This is a genomic window from Cellulosimicrobium sp. E-16, assembly GCF_049913115.1.
In the GTDB taxonomy this organism is placed as follows: domain Bacteria; phylum Actinomycetota; class Actinomycetes; order Actinomycetales; family Cellulomonadaceae; genus Cellulosimicrobium.
This window is the reverse complement of sequence record NZ_CP183974.1, coordinates 2,547,702-2,568,420: the sequence shown is the minus strand read 5'-3', so window position 1 is coordinate 2,568,420 and position 20,719 is coordinate 2,547,702. Positions and strand designations below refer to the sequence as shown.

The 20,719-nt window shown below is 73.6% G+C and carries 16 protein-coding genes; 14 read left to right on the top strand and 2 right to left on the bottom strand.

All coding sequences use genetic code 11. The features are described from left to right. Window positions 1-65 precede the first annotated feature (65 nt). The 14 genes from hisI (at window position 66) to ACN9MS_RS11360 (ending at window position 17,173) form a co-directional block, all read left to right on the top strand. A complete protein-coding gene (hisI, locus tag ACN9MS_RS11425; RefSeq protein WP_426308731.1) occupies window positions 66-527 on the top strand; it encodes a phosphoribosyl-AMP cyclohydrolase in 462 nt (153 codons plus the stop codon). After that, window positions 524-2,101 carry an anthranilate synthase component I gene (locus tag ACN9MS_RS11420; RefSeq protein WP_426308730.1) on the top strand — a complete coding sequence of 526 codons (1,578 nt, stop codon included), beginning with the start codon at window positions 524-526 and terminating at the stop codon, window positions 2,099-2,101. Before hisI ends, ACN9MS_RS11420 begins: the two co-directional genes overlap by 4 nt. Further along, window positions 2,098-2,754: a Trp biosynthesis-associated membrane protein gene (locus tag ACN9MS_RS11415; RefSeq protein WP_426308729.1), complete on the top strand. Its 657-nt coding sequence runs from the start codon at window positions 2,098-2,100 to the stop codon at window positions 2,752-2,754. The genes ACN9MS_RS11420 and ACN9MS_RS11415 overlap by 4 nt, the downstream gene beginning before the upstream one ends. Before the next feature lie 108 nt (window positions 2,755-2,862). Beyond that, entirely contained in the window at window positions 2,863-3,114 is a 252-nt protein-coding gene (locus tag ACN9MS_RS11410) for an HGxxPAAW family protein (protein ID WP_426308728.1), read from the top strand. Continuing rightward, window positions 3,111-3,653, top strand: coding sequence for a DUF4190 domain-containing protein (locus tag ACN9MS_RS11405; protein ID WP_426308727.1), 543 nt, complete (start codon window positions 3,111-3,113; stop codon window positions 3,651-3,653). Before ACN9MS_RS11410 ends, ACN9MS_RS11405 begins: the two co-directional genes overlap by 4 nt. An 11-nt stretch (window positions 3,654-3,664) precedes the next feature. Beyond that, window positions 3,665-4,096 (top strand): DUF2752 domain-containing protein, encoded by a 432-nt coding sequence (locus tag ACN9MS_RS11400; protein WP_426308726.1) that lies wholly within the window; start codon window positions 3,665-3,667, stop codon window positions 4,094-4,096. Window positions 4,097-4,272: 176 nt separating this feature from the next. Beyond that, window positions 4,273-5,085, top strand: a complete 813-nt coding sequence (gene trpC, locus ACN9MS_RS11395) for an indole-3-glycerol phosphate synthase TrpC (protein ID WP_378232112.1) — start codon at window positions 4,273-4,275, stop codon at window positions 5,083-5,085. Window positions 5,086-5,212: 127 nt separating this feature from the next. Further along, the gene (gene trpB, locus ACN9MS_RS11390) at window positions 5,213-6,481 is read left to right on the top strand and encodes a tryptophan synthase subunit beta (RefSeq protein ID WP_426311882.1); all 1,269 of its coding nucleotides are present in this window, start codon (window positions 5,213-5,215) and stop codon (window positions 6,479-6,481) included. Next, entirely contained in the window at window positions 6,478-7,395 is a 918-nt protein-coding gene (trpA, locus tag ACN9MS_RS11385; protein ID WP_426308725.1) for a tryptophan synthase subunit alpha, read from the top strand. The genes trpB and trpA overlap by 4 nt, the downstream gene beginning before the upstream one ends. Further along, window positions 7,392-8,405, top strand: coding sequence for a prolipoprotein diacylglyceryl transferase (gene lgt, locus ACN9MS_RS11380; protein WP_426308724.1), 1,014 nt, complete (start codon window positions 7,392-7,394; stop codon window positions 8,403-8,405). Before trpA ends, lgt begins: the two co-directional genes overlap by 4 nt. Before the next feature lie 138 nt (window positions 8,406-8,543). Further along, window positions 8,544-13,127: a glutamate synthase large subunit gene (gltB, locus tag ACN9MS_RS11375; protein WP_426308723.1), complete on the top strand. Its 4,584-nt coding sequence runs from the start codon at window positions 8,544-8,546 to the stop codon at window positions 13,125-13,127. Beyond that, window positions 13,120-14,586: a glutamate synthase subunit beta gene (locus tag ACN9MS_RS11370; RefSeq protein ID WP_426308722.1), complete on the top strand. Its 1,467-nt coding sequence runs from the start codon at window positions 13,120-13,122 to the stop codon at window positions 14,584-14,586. The genes gltB and ACN9MS_RS11370 overlap by 8 nt, the downstream gene beginning before the upstream one ends. 112 nt (window positions 14,587-14,698) lie before the next feature. Then, a complete protein-coding gene (gene pyk / locus ACN9MS_RS11365) occupies window positions 14,699-16,129 on the top strand; it encodes a pyruvate kinase (protein WP_047232839.1) in 1,431 nt (476 codons plus the stop codon). A 171-nt stretch (window positions 16,130-16,300) separates the two neighbouring features. Then, window positions 16,301-17,173: a nucleotidyltransferase domain-containing protein gene (locus ACN9MS_RS11360; protein WP_426308721.1), complete on the top strand. Its 873-nt coding sequence runs from the start codon at window positions 16,301-16,303 to the stop codon at window positions 17,171-17,173. On the opposite strand, the gene ACN9MS_RS11355 is transcribed toward ACN9MS_RS11360, so the two are convergent. Both ACN9MS_RS11355 and ACN9MS_RS11350 read right to left on the bottom strand, forming a co-directional pair. Further along, a complete protein-coding gene (locus tag ACN9MS_RS11355) occupies window positions 17,145-18,473 on the bottom strand; it encodes a glycosyltransferase (protein ID WP_426308720.1) in 1,329 nt (442 codons plus the stop codon). The two genes, ACN9MS_RS11360 and ACN9MS_RS11355, sit on opposite strands and share 29 nt — an antisense overlap. Further along, window positions 18,470-20,713, bottom strand: a complete 2,244-nt coding sequence (locus ACN9MS_RS11350; RefSeq protein ID WP_426308719.1) for a glycoside hydrolase domain-containing protein — start codon at window positions 20,711-20,713, stop codon at window positions 18,470-18,472. The genes ACN9MS_RS11355 and ACN9MS_RS11350 overlap by 4 nt, the downstream gene beginning before the upstream one ends. Window positions 20,714-20,719 lie beyond the last annotated feature (6 nt).

The window sequence follows — 20,719 nt, the reverse complement described above, 5'->3', positions numbered from 1 at the left end:
CACGGGGGCGGGACGGTGGCGAGACGACGGACCGAGGTCGCGCCGGCGTCTGGCAGGATTCTCGGGTGCCCGACTCCACGACCGGCCCCACGACCGACACGTCGAACCGCACCGCGCTCGACCCCGGGATCGCCGCCCGGCTCAAGCGCGACGACGCAGGCCTGGTCGCCGCGATCGTCCAGCAGCACGACACGGGTGACGTGCTCATGCTCGGCTGGATGGACGACGAGGCGCTCCACCGGACTCTGACGACAGGACGCGTGACGTTCTGGAGCCGGTCCCGCCAGGAGTACTGGCGCAAGGGCGACACCTCGGGCCACGTGCAGGTCGTGCGCTCGGTCGCCCTCGACTGCGACGGGGACGCGCTGCTCGTGCGCGTCCACCAGGTCGGGGCCGCGTGCCACACCGGCACGCGTACCTGCTTCGAGGCCGGGGGAGACCTGGGCGCCGTCGTCGGCGACCTGCCGCCCGGCACCGCGGACCCCTCGACCACGCCCGACCCCGACCCTGAGGAGGAGAACCAGTGAGCGCGACCGTCGACCCGGCCGAGACCACCACCGTCCCCGCGGGCGGTCCCGCGTGGGGCGAGACGTGGCCCGTGCTCGACGGCTTCCGCGCGCTGGCCACGTCCCGACGGGTGGTCCCGGTGGTCCGGCGCCTGCTCGCCGACGACGTCACGCCCGTCGGTCTGTACCGCACGCTGGCGCAGGGCCGGCCGGGCACGTTCGTCCTGGAGTCTGCGGAGTCGGACGGCCGCTGGGCGCGGTACTCGTTCGTCGGGGTGGCCTCCCGGGCGACGCTCACGGCGCGCGACGGCCGGGCGGTGTGGTCCGGCGACGTGCCCGCCGGCGTCCCGATCGAGGGCGACGTCGTCGAGGTGCTGGAGGCGACGCTCGACGTGCTGCGGACGCCCGCCGTCGAGGGCCTGCCGCCGCTGACGGGCGGGCTCGCGGGCGCGATCGGCTGGGACGTCATCCGGCACTGGGAGCCGACTCTGCCTTCGGACGCGCCCGACGAACTGGGCGTGCCCGAGCTGACGTTGTGCCTCGCGACCGACCTCGCGGTCGTCGACCACGCGGAGGGCAGCGTGTGGCTCGTCGCCAACGCGATCAACTTCGACGACACGGACGAGCGCGTCGACGAGGCCTACGCGGACGCCGTGGCGCGGCTGGACGCGATGCAGGCCCGGCTGGTCGCCGGCGGCGCGCACGTCGCCTCGGTCGTCGCGCCGGACGTCACCGAGCCCGCGCTCGAGTTCCGCTCGACGCGCGACGAGTTCGAGGCGTCGGTCGTCGCCGGCAAGGACGCGATCCGCGAGGGCGAGGTGTTCCAGGTGGTGCTGTCCCAGCGCCTGGACCTCGACTGCCCGGCGGACCCGCTCGACGTGTACCGCGCGCTGCGGACGATCAACCCGAGCCCGTACATGTACTACTTCCAGCTCACGGACGCGGACGGGCGGGACTTCGCGGTCGTCGGGTCCAGCCCGGAGACCCTCGTGAAGGTCGAGGACGGCCGGGTCACGACGTTCCCGATCGCCGGCTCGCGCCCGCGCGGCGCGACGCCGGAGGAGGACGTGGCGCTCGGGGAGGAGCTCCTCCAGGACCCGAAGGAGCTTGCCGAGCACATCATGCTCGTGGACCTGTCGCGCAACGACCTCGTCAAGGTGTGCGAGCCGACGTCGGTCGAGGTCGTCGAGTTCATGGCGACCAAGCGGTTCAGCCACATCATGCACCTGTGCTCGACGGTCGTGGGGACGCTGCGCGACGGCGCGACCGCGCTCGACGCCTTCCGGGCGACGTTCCCCGCCGGCACGCTCTCGGGCGCGCCCAAGCCCCGCGCGATCGCCCTCATCGACGAGCTCGAGCCCGCGTCGCGGGGGATCTACGGTGGGACCGCGGGGTACTTCGACTTCGACGGGAACATGGACATGGCCATCGCGATCCGGACCGCGCTGATCCGCGACGGTCGGGCGAGCGTCCAGGCCGGCGGCGGTATCGTCGCCGACTCCGTGCCGGCGCTGGAGTACGCGGAGTCGCGCAACAAGGCCGCCGCCGCGGTCCGGGCCGTCCAGGTCGCCGCGCGGCTGCGGGGGCTCGCGTGAGCCGCCCGGCCGGGCCGAGCCGGCGCACCGCGATCTGGGTCCTGCTCCTGCTCGGGGGGGCGACCCTCGCGACGGCCGTGCCGACCTGGCTGAGCACGACCGGCGCGACGGCGCTCGACCCGCAGGTCGAGGTGACCGTCGCCGGGACGTCGGCGGCGCCCGGGGTGAGCGCGTCGGCGCTCGTGCTCGTCGCCGCCGCGCTCGCGCTGGGGCTCGTCGGCCGCGTGGGCCGGTGGGTCGTGCTCGCCGTCGCCGCCGCGAGCGGCGTCGTCGCGACCGTCTCCGCGCTCGGCGTCGCGCTCGACCCGGAGCCGAGCGCGCGGTCGGCCGTCGCGGACGCGACGGGCGTCACGGAGCTCACCGCACCGGTCGACCTGACCGTCGCGCCCTGGCTCGCCGCGACGCTCGGCGTCCTCACGGTGCTCGCGGTGGTGTGGGTCGCCGTCGGCTCGCGGTCGTGGGCCGGCGCGTCGACGCGGCACGAACGTGCGACCGGTGCGACGGCGGCCGCCGCCTCGGCGGCAGCGGGGACGACGGCGCCCGAAGGACCCTCGTACCCGTCCGGTGCCACGGAGCCCGCCTCGCCCGACGACCTCACCGACCACGACGCGTGGGACGCGCTGTCCCGCGGCGAGGACCCCACGGACCGCTGAGCAGCGCGGACACCCGCTCGCGTCGTCGGGGCGCACGACCGCGCGGGGGACGGGCACCGCCCCGGTCCGATAGGCTCTGACCACATCTTGACGAAAGGCACGACCCTCATGGCCGAGAACCAGCAGACCACCGAGATCGCCTACCTGCCGCCCGCGGCACCGCCCACGAACCACGGCCACACCGTCGCCGCGTGGTTCACGATGATCGGCATCATGGTCGGGGCCCTCGTGGCCGCGATCGGGGTGGTCGTCGCCGCCGTCTGGCTGTTCTGGGTGGGCATGGGCGTCGTGGCCGTCGCGCTGATCGGCGGGCTCGTGCTGCGGAACGCGGGCTACGGCCAGAAGCAGGCCACGCGGTGACGCAGCCGCCGGGACCCGGCCCGTACGACCCCGCAGGCCCGCAGGACGGGTCGCAGGCGCCCTACGGCTCGTCGGCGCCCGGCGGCCCCCAGCCGTCGACGGGCGACCCCGCGGGCACGCCCTACGCGGCGCAGCCGCAGTACCACGCCGGGCAGTACCCCGGCCAGCAGTACCCCGGCCAGCCGTATCCGGGCCAGCAGTACCCCAGCGAGCAGCACCCCGGCCAGCAGTACCCGGCCGGCGCCTACGGGGCGCCGCCGTACTACCCCAAGAACAGCCTGGCCATCTGGTCGCTCGTGCTGGGGATCGCCGCGTTCGTGCTGAGCTGCGGCTTCGTCACGGGCATCCCGGCGGTGATCGTCGGCAACGCCGCGAAGCGCGCGGTCGCCGAGGGGCAGGCGGACAACGACGGCATGGCGACGGCGGGGATCATCCTCGGCTGGGTCGCGATCGGGCTGTCGGTCGTCGGTGTACTGCTGCTCCTCCTCTTCTTCCCTGCCTTCCTCGCCTGGGTCGGCACGATCCCGGACCAGTACTGACGGGTGCGCACGTGACGTCCGAGGCCGTCCGACGTCGACGGGTCCCGCGCGCGGCGCAGGCACCCCTCGCGGTCGGCGCGCTCGTCGCGGCGGCGACGGCCTACGTCGGCGCCGTCGACCCGAACCGCCCGGGGCACTACGTCACGTGCCCCCTGCTCGCGCTGACCGGCCTCGCGTGCCCCGGGTGCGGCGGCCTGCGCGCCACCCACGACCTCGTCCACCTCGACCTCGCCGCGGCCTGGTCCATGAACCCGCTGTGGGTCGTCGTCGCGCCGCTGCTCGTCGCGCTGTGGGCCACGTGGCTCGTCCGGGCCTGGCGCGGGCGCCCGGCTCCCCGCCTCCCGGCCTGGCTCGCGTGGGCCTCGCTGGGTGTCCTCGTGCTGTTCGGCGTCCTGCGGAACGTGCCCGCCCTCGTCCCGTGGCTCGGCCCGGTGGCGGTCTGAGACGGTCGGGCAGCCCCGCGGCGGTCGTCTCGGGGGCTGGGCCGTGGTCATCGTCACTCGGGGTCGGCTCTACGATGGCAGGTACCTCCCTGTCAACGGGTCGGCCCGAACCTGTGGGTGCACGATGGCCGACCGGCCCGGCCGGGGGGCGGGACGACACGGGGAGTGGTGGGACGATGACGGTTCTGGACGACATCGTCGCGGGCGTGCGCGAGGACCTCGCGGTGCGTCAGGCGGCGACTTCGCTCGACGAGCTGAAGGAACGTGCGTCCCGCGTCCACGGCGCGCTGGAGGTCGTGAGCCGCCTCAAGGCGGACGACGCCGTCGCGGTCATCGCCGAGGTGAAGCGCTCGAGCCCCAGCAAGGGCGCGCTCGCCGCGATCTCCGACCCGGCCGAGCTCGCGGGGGAGTACGAGAAGGGCGGCGCGGCCGCGATCTCCGTGCTCACCGAGCAGCGCCGCTTCAACGGGAGCCTCGCCGACCTCGACGCGGTGCGCGCCCGGGTCGACGTCCCCGTGCTCCGCAAGGACTTCGTCGTGACGCCGTACCAGGTGTGGGAGGCGCGGGCGCACGGCGCCGACATCGTCCTCCTCATCGTCGCCGCGCTCGAGCAGACGGTCCTCACGTCGCTCGTCGAGCGCGTCCACTCGCTCGGCATGACCGCGCTCGTCGAGGTGCACACGCTGGACGAGGTCTCACGGGCGCTCGACGCCGGTGCACGCGTCGTGGGCGTGAACTCGCGCGACCTCAAGACCCTCGACGTGGACCGCACGACGTTCGCGCGCCTCGCTCCCGCCATCCCGGACGAGGTCGTCCGCGTCGCCGAGTCCGGCGTGCGCGGCCCGCACGACGTCATGGACTACGCCCGCTCCGGTGCGCACGCGGTGCTCGTCGGCGAGGCGCTCGTGACCGACGACGCCCCGCGCTCGTCCGTCGCGGACCTCGTCGCGGCCGGGTCGCACCCGTCGCTGTGGTCCGTGCGGCCCTGAGGCACGACGGCACCGTCCGTCACGCCGCAGGCGCCGCGCCCCGGCCCAGCACACCCCACCACGCAGGAGGACCGGCCCCGTGCCCGACTCGACACCTTCGACCACCTCCCGGAGCGCCGAGCACTCCGTGCGCGCCGACCTGACGCGCTCCCTCGCGACCCAGGAGGGTCCCTACTTCGGCGAGTTCGGCGGACGGTTCGTCCCCGAGGCGCTCATCGCCGCGCTGGACGAGCTGGAGACCGAGTACCGCAAGGCGCTCGACGACCCCGCGTTCGTCAACGAGCTCGCGCGTCTCCAGCGCGAGTACACCGGGCGCCCCAGCCCGCTCACCGAGGTGCCGCGCTTCGCGCAGCACGCGGGCGGCTCGCGCGTCTTCCTCAAGCGCGAGGACCTCAACCACACCGGCTCGCACAAGATCAACAACGTGCTCGGCCAGGCGCTGCTCGTCAAGCGCATGGGCAAGACGCGCGTGATCGCCGAGACCGGGGCGGGCCAGCACGGCGTCGCGACGGCGACGGCCGCGGCCCTGCTCGACCTCGAGTGCGTCGTGTACATGGGCGAGGAGGACACGCAGCGCCAGGCGCTCAACGTGGCCCGCATGCGCCTGCTCGGCGCGGAGGTCGTCCCCGTGACGATCGGGCAGCGCACGCTCAAGGACGCGATCAACGAGGCGCTGCGCGACTGGGTCGCGAACGTCGACACGACCCACTACCTGCTCGGTACGGTGACCGGCCCGCACCCGTTCCCCGAGATGGTGCGCGAGTTCCACCGCGTCATCGGCGAGGAGGCGCGCACGCAGATCCTCGACCGCATCGGTCGCCTGCCGGACGCGCTCGCGGCGTGCGTCGGCGGCGGGTCCAACGCCCTCGGCCTCTTCAACGCGTTCCTCGACGACGAGGGCGTTGAGCTCTACGGCTTCGAGGCCGGCGGTGAGGGTGTCGAGACCGGTCGGCACGCGGCCCGGTTCAGCGGCGGCGCCCCGGGCGTCCTGCACGGTGCGCGCTCGTACCTGCTCCAGGACGACGACGGGCAGACGCTCCCGAGCCACTCCGTCTCCGCAGGGCTGGACTACCCGAGCGTCGGCCCGGCGCACTCGTGGCTGCACGACCTCGGTCGCGCGAGCTACGAGCCCGTGACCGACTCCGAGGCGATGGACGCGTTCCGGCTGCTGTGCCGCACGGAGGGCATCATCCCCGCGATCGAGTCGGCGCACGCGCTCGCGGGCGCGCTGCGGGTCGGTCGCCGGGCCGCCGAGGCCGGCCGCACGGACCACGTGATCCTGGTGAACCTCTCGGGGCGCGGGGACAAGGACGTCGCGACCGCCGCCCGGTGGTTCGACCTCGTGGACGACGACGCGATCGCCGAGACGGCGACGGGCACGGAGGGACAGCTGTGAGCGCGGCGCAGACCAAGGACGCCCCCGGGGCGCCGACCGCGGGGACGACGTCGGTCACGGCGCGTCGCCTGCTCGAGCTGCGCGCGGAGGGCCGTGCCGGGCTCGTGGGCTACCTGCCGGTCGGGTTCCCGACCGTGGACCGCTCGATCGAGGCGGCGCTCGCGCTCGTCGAGTCGGGCGTCGACGTGCTCGAGCTGGGCGTCCCGTACACCGACCCGGTGATGGACGGCCCGGTCATCCAGGCCGCCGCCCAGACCGCGCTCGACGCCGGCGTGCGCGTCGCGGACGTGTTCCGCGTCGTGGCGGCCGTCACGGAGCGCACGGGCGGGCGGGTCCCCGTGCTCGTCATGACCTACTGGAACCCGGTCCTGCGCTACGGCGTCGACGCGTTCGCGCGCGACCTCGCCGCCGCCGGCGGCGCGGGTCTCATCACGCCGGACCTCATCCCCGACGAGGGCCGCGCCTGGCTGGACGCCTCGGAGTCGCACGGCCTGGACCGCGTGTTCCTCGTCGCGCCGAGCTCGACTGCCGAGCGGCTGCGGCTCACCGCGCGCGCGTCGCGCGGGTTCGTCTACGCCGCCTCGACGATGGGCGTGACGGGCGTGCGCGCCTCCGTCGGGCCGCAGGCGGCCCGGCTGGTCGCCGACACGCGCGCCGCCGGGGCCGACCTCGTCTGCGTCGGCCTGGGTGTCTCCACGGCCGAGCAGGCCGCCGAGGTGGGGCGCTACGCCGACGGCGTCATCGTCGGTTCCGCCTTCGTCCGCCCCCTGCTGGCCGACGCGCCGTGGGACGAGCGGATCGCCGCCCTGAAGGCCGTCGCGGCGGGGCTCGCCGCGGGCGTGCGCTCGGGGCGGGAAGGGGCCGGCGACGACGTCCCGGCCGTCACGACGACGTCCGGAGAGGTGGTCGCATGAGCGCCGCGCTCGCCGTCGGGCAGCTCGTGGAGGCCGCGGGTGCCCTGCCCGCCGCGATCCCGAGCCCCCCGCAGCACACGTGGTACGTCGGGCCGTTCCCGATCCGGGCGTACGCGCTCGCGATCCTCGCGGGCATCGCCGTGGCCCTCTGGCTCACGCGGCGCCGCTGGGTGGAGCGCGGGGGAGAGGCGGACGACGTCCTGGAGATCGCCTTCTGGGCGGTCCCGTTCGGGATCATCGGCGGACGTCTGTACCACGTGTTCTCGACGCCGGACCCGTACTGGGGCCCGAACGGCGACCCCGTCCGCGCCCTCTACGTGTGGGAGGGCGGTCTCGGCATCTGGGGCGCGGTCGCGCTCGGCGCGGTCGGCGCGTACATCGGGTGCCGCCGCCAGCGCGTGAGCTTCCCGGCGTTCGCCGACGCCCTCGCACCCGGGCTGCTGCTCGCGCAGGCCGTGGGTCGCCTCGGCAACTGGTTCAACCAGGAGCTCTTCGGCGGGCCCACGACGCTGCCCTGGGGGCTGCGCGTCGACGACTCCGTGGCCGCCGCGGCGGGCTATCCGCCGGGCACCTTGTTCCACCCGACGTTCCTGTACGAGATGGTCTGGAACATCGGTGCTGCCCTGCTCCTGATCTACCTGGACCGTCGGTTCCGGCTGGGTCATGGTCGGGTATTCTGGCTCTACGTCTTCGTCTACACGCTCGGTCGTGTGTGGATCGAGATGCTGCGCATCGACGAGGCAGAGCTCGTCCTCGGCCTCCGGCTGAACGTCTGGACCTCGATCCTGGTCGGCGTCGGTGCGTTGATTGCGTTTATCGTTGTCGGGCGTCGCCACCCCGGGCGCGAGGAGACGGTGTCCCTCGACGCTCCGGACGAGGCGTCCACCACGGGGTCCGAGGAGCCGGTCGAGGAGTCGACCGACGACGAGGACCCCTCGACGACCGAGGACTCCGACGACTCGGAGGAGTCCGAGCAGGCAGATGCCGCGCGACCAGACCCCGGTCGCTGAGCATCCGTCATTCATAGGCGAATCCGCCGGGCGACCGCCCGGTGGGTTCTGTCATGTCCATAGGGCCGACGACGTCCCGAATCCCCCAGCTGGAACCAGCCCGGCCGTCTCGGTCGGGCGCCTGTGAGGACGGTGTTGATGACCACGCCGCAGTATCGGGACGCGCACCGGGCACCCGCCCTGTCCGCCCCTCCCACGGCATCCGGTCTGTACGACCCCGCCGCCGAGCACGACGCGTGCGGCGTCGCCTTCGTGGCGACGCTCCGCGGCACGCCCGGACGCGACATCGTTGACGCGGGCCTGACGGCCCTGCTCAACCTCGACCACCGCGGTGCCGTCGGCGCCGAGGAGAACAGCGGCGACGGCGCCGGGATCCTCACGCAGATCCCCGACGCGTTCGTGCGCGACGTGGTCGACGCGGAGCTCCCGCCCGCCGGGCACTACGCCATCGGCATGGCCTTCCTCCCGCAGGACGCCGGCGCGGCCGCGGAGGCGGCCCGCGGCGTCGAGGCGATCGCGGCCGAGGAGAAGCTCGAGGTCCTCGCGTGGCGCGACGTGCCCGTGACCGCCGACCTCGTCGGCCCGAGCGCCCGCGCGTCCATGCCGCTGTTCCGTCAGATCGTCGTCGCGGACCCCGCGCGCGAGCTGTCCGGCGTCGAGCTCGACCGCCGCACGTTCCGCCTGCGCAAGCGCGCGGAGAACGAGCTCGGCCTGTTCTTCGCCTCGCTCTCGGCGCGCACCCTCACGTACAAGGGCATGCTCACGACGGCGCAGCTCGAGCCGTTCTTCCCGGACCTGTCCGACCCGCGGTACGCGAGCGAGATCGCGCTCGTGCACTCGCGGTTCTCGACGAACACGTTCCCGTCGTGGCCGCTCGCGCAGCCGTTCCGGATGATCGCGCACAACGGCGAGATCAACACGGTGCGTGGCAACCGGAACTGGATGGCGGCGCGCGAGGGCACCCTCGCGAGCGACGCCGTCGGCGACCTCGCGCCGCTCCTGCCGGTGTGCTCGGAGGGGTCGAGCGACTCGGCCAGCTTCGACGAGGTCCTCGAGCTCCTGCACCTGTCGGGCCGCTCGCTGCCGCACGCCGTGCTCATGATGGTCCCGGAGGCGTGGGAGAACCACGCCGACATGGACCCGGACCTGCGCGCCTTCTACGAGTACCACTCGACGCTCATGGAGCCGTGGGACGGGCCGGCGTGCCTCAACTTCACGGACGGCACCCTCATCGGCGCGGTCCTCGACCGCAACGGTCTGCGCCCGGGGCGTTACTGGGTGACCGAGGACGGCCTCGTCGTGCTCGCGAGCGAGGCGGGCGTGCTCGACCTCGACCCCGCGACGATCGTGCGCAAGGGCCGCCTCGAGCCGGGACGCATGTTCCTCGTCGACACCGGCCAGGGCCGGATCATCGAGGACGAGGAGATCAAGTCCCAGCTCGCCGCGCAGCGCCCGTACGCGCAGTGGGTCGCGGAGAACGCGGTCTACCTCGACCAGCTCCCCGAGCGCGAGCACGTCGCGCACAGCCCCGCGTCCGTCGAGCGCCGCCAGCGCGCCTTCGGGTACACGCAGGAGGAGCTCAAGGTCATCCTCACCCCGATGGCGAACACGGGGGCGGAGCCGCTGGGCGCGATGGGCACGGACACCCCCATCGCCGTCCTCGCGCAGCGACCGCGCCTGCTGTTCGACTACTTCACGCAGATGTTCGCGCAGGTGACGAACCCGCCGCTCGACGCGATCCGCGAGGAGCTCGTCACGTCCATCGGCGGTGCGATCGGCCCGGAGCCGAACCTCCTCGTCGACACGCCCGAGCACGCGCGCAAGCTCATGCTGCCGTTCCCCGTGCTCGACAACGACCAGCTCGCGAAGATCATCCGCGTCGACAAGGACCCGAAGCTCGCCGGCATCTTCCGCGCGGTGACGATCAAGGGCCTGTACCGCGTCGCGGGCGGTGGTGAGTCCCTGCTCGCCCGCCTCGAGGAGATCTTCGCCGAGGTCGACGAGCACGTCGCCGCGGGCGCGAGCTTCATCGTGCTGTCGGACCGCGACTCGGACGCCGAGCACGCCCCGATCCCGTCGCTGCTCCTGTCGAGCGCGGTGCACCACCACCTGCTGCGCCGGCACACGCGCACCCAGGTGTCGCTCGTCGTCGAGGCCGGCGACGTGCGCGAGGTGCACCACGTCGCGCTGCTCATCGGCTACGGCGCCGCCGCGGTCAACCCGTACCTCGCCATGGAGACGGTCGAGGACCTCGCGCTCCGCGGCTACCTCACGGTCGACCCGGCGAAGGCCGTCGCGAACCTCATCAAGGGGCTCGGCAAGGGCGTCCTCAAGGTCATGAGCAAGATGGGCATCTCGACCATCTCCTCGTACCGCGGCGCCCAGGTGTTCGAGGCGGTGGGCCTGTCCCACGACCTCGTGCAGGCGTTCTTCACGGGCACGACGTCGCGCCTCAGCGGCATCGGGCTCGACGTCGTCGCGGCCGAGGTCGCGGCGCGTCACGTCGACGCGTACCCCAAGTCCGGCAACCACCGCCCGCACGTCCGCCTCACGACGGGCGGCGAGTACCAGTGGCGCCGCGACAGCGAGGAGCACCTGTTCGACCCGGAGACGGTCTTCCGCCTCCAGCACGCCACGCGCGAGCGCCGGTTCGACATCTTCCGGCAGTACACGCACCGCGTGGACGAGCAGTCCTCGCGCCTCATGACGCTGCGCGGCCTCCTGGCCCTGCGCGAGGGCGAGCGCCCCGCGGTCCCGCTCGACGAGGTCGAGCCGGTGAGCGAGATCGTCAAGCGCTTCAACACGGGCGCCATGTCCTACGGGTCGATCTCCGCGGAGGCGCACGAGACCCTCGCGATCGCGATGAACCGCCTCGGCGGCCGGTCGAACACCGGCGAGGGCGGCGAGGACCCGGAGCGTCTGTACGACCCGGAGCGCCGCTCCAAGGTCAAGCAGATCGCCTCGGGGCGCTTCGGCGTCACGAGCGAGTACCTGACGAACGCGGACGACATCCAGATCAAGCTCGCCCAGGGTGCCAAGCCCGGCGAGGGCGGTCAGCTCCCGGGCCACAAGGTGTACCCGTGGGTCGCCAAGACCCGGCACTCGACGCCGGGCGTCGGGCTCATCTCGCCGCCGCCGCACCACGACATCTACTCGATCGAGGACCTCGCGCAGCTCATCCACGACGCGAAGAACGCGAACCCGGCGGCGCGCATCCACGTCAAGCTCGTCTCCGAGTTCGGCGTCGGGACGGTCGCGACGGGCGTGTCCAAGGCGCACGCGGACGTCGTCCTCATCTCGGGCCACGACGGCGGCACGGGTGCGAGCCCGCTGACGTCGCTCAAGCACGCAGGCACGCCGTGGGAGATCGGCCTCGCCGAGACCCAGCAGACGCTCGTGCTCAACAACCTGCGCGACCGCATCGTCGTCCAGGTCGACGGCCAGATGAAGACCGGCCGCGACGTGGTCGTGGCGGCGCTGCTCGGTGCCGAGGAGTTCGGCTTCGCGACCGCGCCCATGGTCGTGTCGGGCTGCGTCATGATGCGCGTGTGCCACCTGGACACGTGCCCGGTCGGCGTCGCGACGCAGAACCCCGAGCTGCGGGCCCGGTTCACGGGCAAGCCGGAGTTCGTCGTGAACTTCTTCGAGTTCATCGCCGAGGAGGTGCGCGAGTACCTGGCGCGCCTCGGCTTCCGGACCGTCGAGGAGGCCATCGGCCGCGTCGAGCTCCTCGACACGCGCAAGGCGGTCGACCACTGGAAGGCCCAGGGCCTCGACCTCGGGCCCGTGCTCGAGCGGCCCGTGCCGGTCGAGGGTGCGTCGCTGCGCAACACCACGACGCAGGACCACGGCCTCGAGAAGGCGCTCGACAACCAGCTCGTCGCCCTCGCCGAGGACGCGCTCGAGCGGCGCGAGCCGGTCCGCATCTCCCTGCCGGTGCGCAACGTCAACCGCACCGTGGGCACGATGCTCGGCCACGAGGTGACCAAGCGCTTCCGCGGCGAGGGCCTGCCCGACGACACGATCGACGTGACCCTCACCGGGTCCGCCGGCCAGTCGCTCGGCGCGTTCCTCCCGCGCGGCGTCACGCTGCGCCTGTTCGGCGACGCGAACGACTACGTCGGCAAGGGCCTGTCGGGCGGGCGGATCGTCGTGCGCCCGGACCGCAACGCGGTCCTCACCGGGTCGAGCAACGTCGTGGCGGGCAACGTCATCGGCTACGGCGCGACGTCGGGCGAGATCTTCCTGCGCGGTCGTGTCGGGGAGCGCTTCGGCGTCCGCAACTCGGGTGCGACGCTCGTCGTCGAGGGCGTGGGCGACCACGGCTGCGAGTACATGACGGGCGGCACGGTGCTCGTGCTCGGCCCGACCGGGCGCAACTTCGGCGCCGGCATGTCCGGCGGCACCGCGTACGTGCTCGACCTGCGTCAGGGCGCCGTGAACACGAGCGCGCTCGCGACGGGCGAGCTCGGCCTGAGCCCGCTCGAGGACGCCGAGGTCGAGCTCGTCGAGCAGCTCGTGCGTCGTCACCACGAGGAGACCGGGTCGCCGCTCGCGGCCGAGCTCCTCGAGGACTTCCCCGCGGCCGTCCAGCGCTTCACGCGCGTGCTGCCGACCGACTTCGCCCGCATGCGCTCGGCGCTCGAGAAGGCCGAGTCGGCCGGGCTCGACCCCGCGGCTCCGGGTGTGTGGGACCAGATCTTGGAGGTGGCCCGTGGCTGACCCTCGCGGATTCCTGAAGGTGCGGGAGCGCGAGCTCCCGCCCAACCGTCCGGTCGCCGTGCGCCTGCGGGACTGGAAGGACGTGCACGCGCACCTCGAGGAGGGCCAGGTCTTCCTCAAGGAGCAGGCCGGACGCTGCATGGACTGCGGCATCCCGTTCTGCCACCAGGGGTGCCCGCTCGGCAACCTCATCCCGGAGTGGAACGACCTCGTCTACCGCGACCAGTGGGCCGACGCGATCGACCGCCTGCACGAGACGAACAACTTCCCCGAGTTCACCGGTCGCGTGTGCCCGGCGCCGTGCGAGTCGAGCTGCGTGCTCGGCATCAACCAGCCCGCCGTGACGATCAAGAACGTCGAGGTCTCGATCATCGACGAGGCGTTCGCGCGCGGCTACGTCACGCCGCAGGTGCCGCAGCGCCTCACGGGGTCGACGGTCGCCGTCGTGGGTTCCGGTCCCGCCGGGCTCGCCGCGGCGCAGCAGCTCACGCGCGCCGGCCACACGGTCGCCGTGTACGAGCGGGACGACGCGATCGGCGGGCTGCTGCGCTACGGCATCCCCGACTTCAAGCTCGAGAAGCTCCACATCGACCGCCGCGTGGCGCAGATGGAGGCCGAGGGCACGCGCTTCCGCCCGGGCGTCGAGATCGGCGTCGACATCACGTGGGACGACCTGCGCGCGCGGTACGACGCCGTCGTGGTCGCCACGGGTGCGACGGTCCCGCGCGACCTGTCGATCCCCGGGCGCGAGCTCGACGGCATCCACTTCGCCATGGACTTCCTGCACCAGGCGAACGCCGTGGTGGCCGGCCGCGAGGTCGCCGACCAGATCACCGCCACGGGCAAGCACGTCATCGTCATCGGTGGCGGCGACACCGGGTCGGACTGCCTCGGCACCTCGCTGCGCCAGGGCGCGGCGAGCGTGACGACGCTCGCGATCGGCAAGCAGCCGCCGCTCGAGCGGTCCGCGACCCAGCCGTGGCCGACGGACCCCATCCTGTTCGAGGTGTCCTCGTCCCACGAGGAGGGCGGCGAGCGCGAGTTCCTCGCGTCGACCGTCGAGTTCCTCGGCGACGAGAACGGAGCCGTGCGCGCGCTGCGCGTCGCGGAGACCGAGTACCTGCCCGACGGCCGTCGCGTGCCCAAGGAGGGCACCGAGCGTGAGATCCCCGCGGACCTCGTGCTCGTCGCGATGGGCTTCACCGGGCCGGAGACGGCGACCATCACGACCCAGGCCGGCACGGACCTCACGAGCCGCGGCCTCGTGGCGCGCGGCGACGACTTCGCGTCGTCGCTGCCGGGGGTCTTCGTGGCCGGCGACGCGGGTCGTGGGCAGTCGCTGATCGTGTGGGCGATCGCCGAGGGTCGGGCGGCGGCGGCTTCCGTCGACGCCTACCTTCAGGGAGGGACCGAGCTGCCCGCGCCCGTGCGCGCGAACACCGTGTCCTTGCGCGCTTGACGTGCACCCCGACGTCGGGTGTCCGGCGCCGGGACGATGAGCGGGGCATCCTAGGGAGGGGCACCCCGCGACGACCGGCTCCCGGCCGGTCGGAAGACTAGAGGCTGGAGATATGCGCAGAGCAAAGATCGTCTGCACCATCGGACCCGCGACCGAGTCGAAGGAGCAGCTCCGCGCGCTCGTCGACGCCGGGATGGACGTGGCGCGGATCAACCGCAGCCACGGCAGCGCCGAGGAGCACGCGGCCGTCTACCACGGCGTGCGCGAGGCCGCCGCCGAGTCGGGCCGGTCCGTGGCGGTGCTCGTCGACCTCCAGGGGCCGAAGATCCGCCTGGGCCGCTTCGGCGGCGACGAGAAGCACTGGCTCGAGGAGGGTGACACCTTCACGATCACGACCGAGGACGTCGTCGGCACCAAGGAGCTCGTCTCCACGACGCACAAGGGCCTGCCCGGCGACGCGCGCGTCGGCGACCCGATCCTCATCGACGACGGCAAGGTGCTCGTCCGCGTCACCGCCGTCGAGGGCCCGCGCGTCGTGACGCGCGTCGAGGTCGCCGGCCCGGTGTCGAACAACAAGGGCCTGAACCTCCCGGGCGTCGCCGTCTCCGTGCCGGCGCTGTCCGAGAAGGACCAGGACGACCTGCGCTGGGCGCTCAAGCTCGGCGCGGACATCATCGCGCTGTCCTTCGTGCGGTCCGCGAAGGACTTCGAGGACGTCAAGCGGATCATGGACGAGGAGGGCCGCACGGTCCCCGTCGTCGCCAAGATCGAGAAGCCGCAGGCCGTCGACAACCTCGCCGAGATCGTCGACGCGTTCGACGGCGTCATGGTCGCCCGCGGTGACCTCGCGGTCGAGCTGCCGCTCGAGCAGGTCCCGCTCGTCCAGAAGCGCATCGTCGAGCTCGCGCGTCGCAACGCCAAGCCCGTCATCGTCGCGACGCAGGTGCTCGAGTCCATGACGAACTCGCCGCGCCCGACGCGCGCCGAGGCGTCCGACTGCGCCAACGCCGTCCTCGACGGCGCCGACGCGGTCATGCTCTCGGGCGAGACGAGCGTGGGCGAGTACCCGATCCTCACGGTGCAGACCATGGCCCGCATCATCGAGGCCACGGAGGAGGCCGGCCGCGAGCGCATCGCGCCGCTCGGCTCGACGCCGCACACGCGCGGTGGCGCCATCACGCGCGCCGCCGCCGAGATCGGCGAGATCCTCGGCGCGAAGTACCTCGCGACGTTCACGCAGTCGGGCGACTCCGCGCGACGCATGTCGCGCCTGCGCTCGTCCATCCCGCTGCTCGCCTTCACGCCGCGCGAGCACGTGCGCAACGTCCTGTCGCTCACGTGGGGCACCCAGACGTACCAGGTGCCCGAGGTGGAGAACACCGACGCGATGGTCGGCCAGGTCGACACGACCCTCCAGGCCAACGGCCTCGCCGAGGTCGGCGACCTCGTGGTCGTCGTCTCCGGCGCCCCCGTGGGCCAGCCGGGCACGACGAACTCGATCCTCGTGCACAAGATCGGCGACCACTCCGACACGCGCGCCTGACGTCGTCGCGCCCGTGAGGGCGTAGACCGCGCACGACGCCGGACGGCGGCGCCCCTCTCGCAGGGGCGCCGCCGTCGTCGTCTCGCCGTCGAGCACCGCGACCACCCCGCGTGAGCGACCAGCGGCGGAAAGTCCACGACACGGACGCCTCGGTGTCCCTACCCTCGCGGGATGCGTGCCGTGCCGGACTCCCTGGACCCTGCGGTCGTGCGTCGGGTCGACGCGCGGCTGGACGCCGTCGTGCGCGACGAGCGGGTCGCGATCCCGCTCGCGGTGGAGAGCGGGAGCCGTGCGTGGGGGTTCCCGTCGCCGGACTCGGACTACGACTGCCGGTTCGTGTACGTGCGGTCGCAGGCGGACTACCTGGACCCCTGGCCGCGGCTCGACGTCGTCGAGACGCCGCTGGACGCGGTGCTCGACGTGAACGGGTGGGACCTGCTCAAGGCCGTGCGGCTGCTCGTGCGGGGGAACGCGACCCTGCTGGAGTGGCTGCGGTCGCCGATCGTGTACCGGGGGGACGCCGAGCTCCGGGCCGAGCTGCTGGCGCTCGCGGCGCACGTCGTCGACCGTGACGCGCTGCGGAGGCACTACCTGCACGTCGCGCTCGGCCAGCGGGACCGGTGGTGGTCGGACCGCGAGGTGCCGCTCAAGAAGGTCTTCTACGCCGTGCGCCCCGCGGCGACGTTGCGATGGTTGCGCGTCCGTCCGGACGTCGCGGTGCCGCCGATGGACCTCGCCACCCTGCTCGTGGAGGGTGAGGTGCCGGACGACGTGGTCGGCGCGGCGTCGGACCTGGTCGCGCTCAAGGCGGTCTCCCGCGAGATGGGCGCGGGCGCGGTGCCGGTTCCGCTCGTGCGGTTCGTGTCCGACGAGCTGGCCCTCGCGTCCTCGGCAGGGGACCAGCGCGACGGCGACCGTGCGACTGCGCGAGCGGTCGCCGCCGCGTGCTTCCGGGACCTCGTCGCGCGATGCGGTCCGTCGGACGCCGCCCCTGTCGCCCCTGGGCCTGGAGCCGTCAGACCCGCACCGGCCGCAGGTCGCTGACCCAGCGCGGGGCGGTGGGCGACGTCGCGAGGCGGGCGAGCATCGCGTCGAGCACGGCGGCCCGGTCGAACTGCAGCGCGTACGCCCGGGCCGCCTGGGCCGTGGCGTGCCGGGCGTCGGCGTCGAGAGCGAGGGCGTCGTCGAGCGCCGCGCCGATCGACGCGGGGGAGCGGGTCGGGACGATCGTCGCGTGCGGCCCGACGGCCTCGCCGATGCCGCCCGTGTCCGTGGTGATGACAGGCCCGCCGCCCGCGAGCATCGCCTCGGCGAGCGCGATGCCGAACGTCTCGACGAACTCGGGACGCGGCTTGCTCGGCAGGACGAACGCGGCGCTGCCGGCCATGAGGTGCGGCTTGGTGGCGTCGTCGACGTCGTCGAGGAAGACGATCCGGTCGGCGGCCGCGCTCGCCGCGGCCCGGGCGCGGAGGTCGGCTTCCGCCGGACCGCGTCCGGCGACGACGAGGCGCGCACCCGATGCCCGGGCGGACAGCGCGAAGCCCTCGATGAGGTCGTCGACGCCCTTCGCCGCCGCGAGTCGGGACAGGAAGAGCACGTACGGGCGGTCGGCGATGCCGCGCTGCGCGAGCACGTCGTGCGTGACGGTGGCGTCGAGGTCGGTGTAGGCGCTCGTGTCGATCGCCGGGTAGGAGACCTGCACGCGCTCGGCGCACTGCTCCGCGAAGAAGGTCCCGTGCCGGTCGTCGATCTCCTGGGCGCACGCGACCACGAGGTCGCGCGTGTACCGGGAGACGGCGACGCACAGATCGCTCGCCAGGTACCCGGACAGGACGTGCGCGGCGGCGCCGAAGCGGCCGTCCTCGACGCACGAGCGCACCACGTTCGTCACGTCGGAGCCGACCGCCTCGGCGATCGTGGCGACCTCGACGGGGAGCCCGGTGCTGCGCGCCACGCGGACGGCGTCGGTCACGGCGGTCGTGTGCGGGCTGAGGTAGAGCGACAGGCAGACGGTGGGGACGCCGTCGGTGAAGAGCTCGACGAGGTGGCCGGTGAGCCCGGCCAGGTATCGCCCGTCGGGGACCTTGTAGTCGCCGACAGGGCCGGGCCGCTCGACCGTGATGCCCGCGCTGTAGGGCAGGACGGAGTCGAGCGGCTTGAGCGGGAGCCCGGCGGCCTCGAGGCGCTCCACGGGCCAGGTCACGATCCGTACGTCCGTGAACCCGCGGTGCAGCGCGGCCTCGGCGAGGTTGCGGGCCTCGCCCGAGTGGCCGCAGATCACGGGGTCGGCGCGGACGACGACGACGAGGCGGCGGGCGGGCGTCTGGCGCGGCGTGGTGGTCATGACGTCTCCGAGGTCTGGTCGGTCGGGTGATGTGCGGGGCTCCCGTCGGGGTACGACGGCGGCCGGTGCTCGGGCGCGGTGCCCCAGTCGGCGGGGTGCGGACCGAGCTCGAGGAGGAGGCGCCCGCCGCGGCGCACGCGCGTCGCGGGGAGCCAGGTGCGGTCGAGCGGACGGCCGTCGAGCCACGCGGCGCGCACGTACTGCGGTGGTGTGCCCGGTCCGGGCTCGACGAAGCCGGTGGTCTCGATCGTCAGCGTCCCGCCGGGGACGCGGAGGCGGGACTCGGCGAACGAGGGCGCGCTGACGAGGAAGAGCCCCTGCCCGGCGACCGGGAACAGGCCGAGCGAGGCCCAGACGTACCACGAGCTCAGCGCGCCGGAGTCGTCGTTGCCGGGCAGGCCGCCCGGCCCGGTGCCGAAGCGCTGGTGGACCGCGGCGTGCACGACCTCGGCGGTCCGGTCGGGGCGCCCGGCGTAGTGGTAGGCCCACGGCGCCTCCATGTCGGGCTCGTTGTTCAGCCCCTCGAAGCGGTTCAGCGCGTACCCGGCGGCCATCTCGGCCACGGACGGCCGCTCGCCCGGCTGCCTCACGGCTGGTGCGCCGACGCCGAAGAACCGGTCGAGGAGCGCGACGAACGCGTCGTCGCCGCCCGCGAGCGCGATCCGTGCCGCCATGTCGTGCACGAGGCGGAAGGAGTAGTTCCACCGGCCGCCCTCGTAGAAGGTCGAGTCGTGCAGCAGCCCGGTGGCGGGGTCGAACGCGGCGGTCCAGCCACGCGCGTGCCGCAGGAGCTCGTCGGCGAGCGCGTGGTCGCCGACGCGGCGCGCGACGAGCGCGGCGCACCAGTAGCCGAACGCGAGGTCGAGCGTGTGGCTGATCGGGTGCGCGACGCCGTGGAGCAGGTAGTCCTCGCCGTAGGTGCGGCGCAGGTCGTTGTGCAGGTGCACGAGCGCCCAGTCCCAGTCGAGGCCCGGCTCGTCGAGGGCGCACAGGTCGGCGAGGAACGTGTGCGCGAGCGCGCTCGCCTGGCGCGAGAAGCGGTCGGCCCCGCGCGCCATCCGATACCCGATCGGGAAGTTCCCCTCCTCCTCGCACACGTGCAGGAGCGCGGTGGCGAGCTCGACGGCGCGCTCCGGCCAGAGGGTCGTCAGGAGGGGGAGCTGCGTCCGGTAGATGTCCCACATGGTCGACACGTCGAACGCGAAGGGCGTGTCGCCCGGCCAGAACGGGCTCTCGTCCGGGGCGAGGCACGGCTTGAGGAGCGCGTGGTAGAGCGCGGTCGCGAAGACGGTCCGGCGCTCGGGGTCCGGGCACGCCACCTCGATCCGGTCGAGGTGCTCGCTCCAGGTCGCCACGGTGCGCTCGTGCCGCACCGCGAACGAGGCGGGGGCAGGGCCGCAGTCGGCGACGAGGTTGGCGCGCGCCTGCTCGGGCCCGCGCAACGAGAACCCGAGGCGCACCTCGACGACCTGGCCGGGCGTCGTCGGGCCGGCCCAGAGCAGCCCGAACGGCCGGAGCGTGGTGGGCCGGATCCCCCCGAGGTCGAGGCGGGTGCTGCCGGGCATGAGGCGCCGGTCGTACCAGAGCATCTGGCGCCAGCGGCGGCCGTCGCACTCGAGGTGGACCGCGAGGGGCGCACCCTCGACGACGACCTCTCCGGCGGCCGTCCCCGGGCCGAGCGTCGCGAGGTGCGCGCGCAGGGGCACGGTCGCGCCGTGGGGGATCGCCAGCCCGCCGAGCGAGAGGTCGACGACGAGGCGCGCGTCGGGATGCGCGGGGAACGTGTACCGGTGGACGGCGCTCTTGGGCCCGACCGTGACCTCGCACCGGACCCCGGTGCCGAGGGTGGCGGCGTAGTAGCCGGGGGAGGCCTCCTCGTCGTGCAGGTCCCAGTGCCGGCCGAGCGCGTCGAGCGGCTCGAGCATGGGCGTCACGCGCACGTAGTTGTAGTACTTGCGGATCGCGCCCGTGCCGGACTGCTGGAAGTGCGTGAAGCCCGAGGCGACCGGGTGGTCGAACAGCGTGGGAGGCACGCCCTCGGTTCCGAGGTCGTACCGGCCGTACCCCGTCGGGTAGGCGCCCGAGTAGGCGCACGCCGAGACCATCCCGAGCGGGTGGGTGGCTCCGGGGTGGGTGTTGCCCACGAGCGGCTTGGGGGACCACCACGTCGCGGCGAGGCCGGTCGGGGTCGGGAGATCGGTCACACCCGTGCCCACGAACGGGTCCACGTGCTCGAGCACCGGACA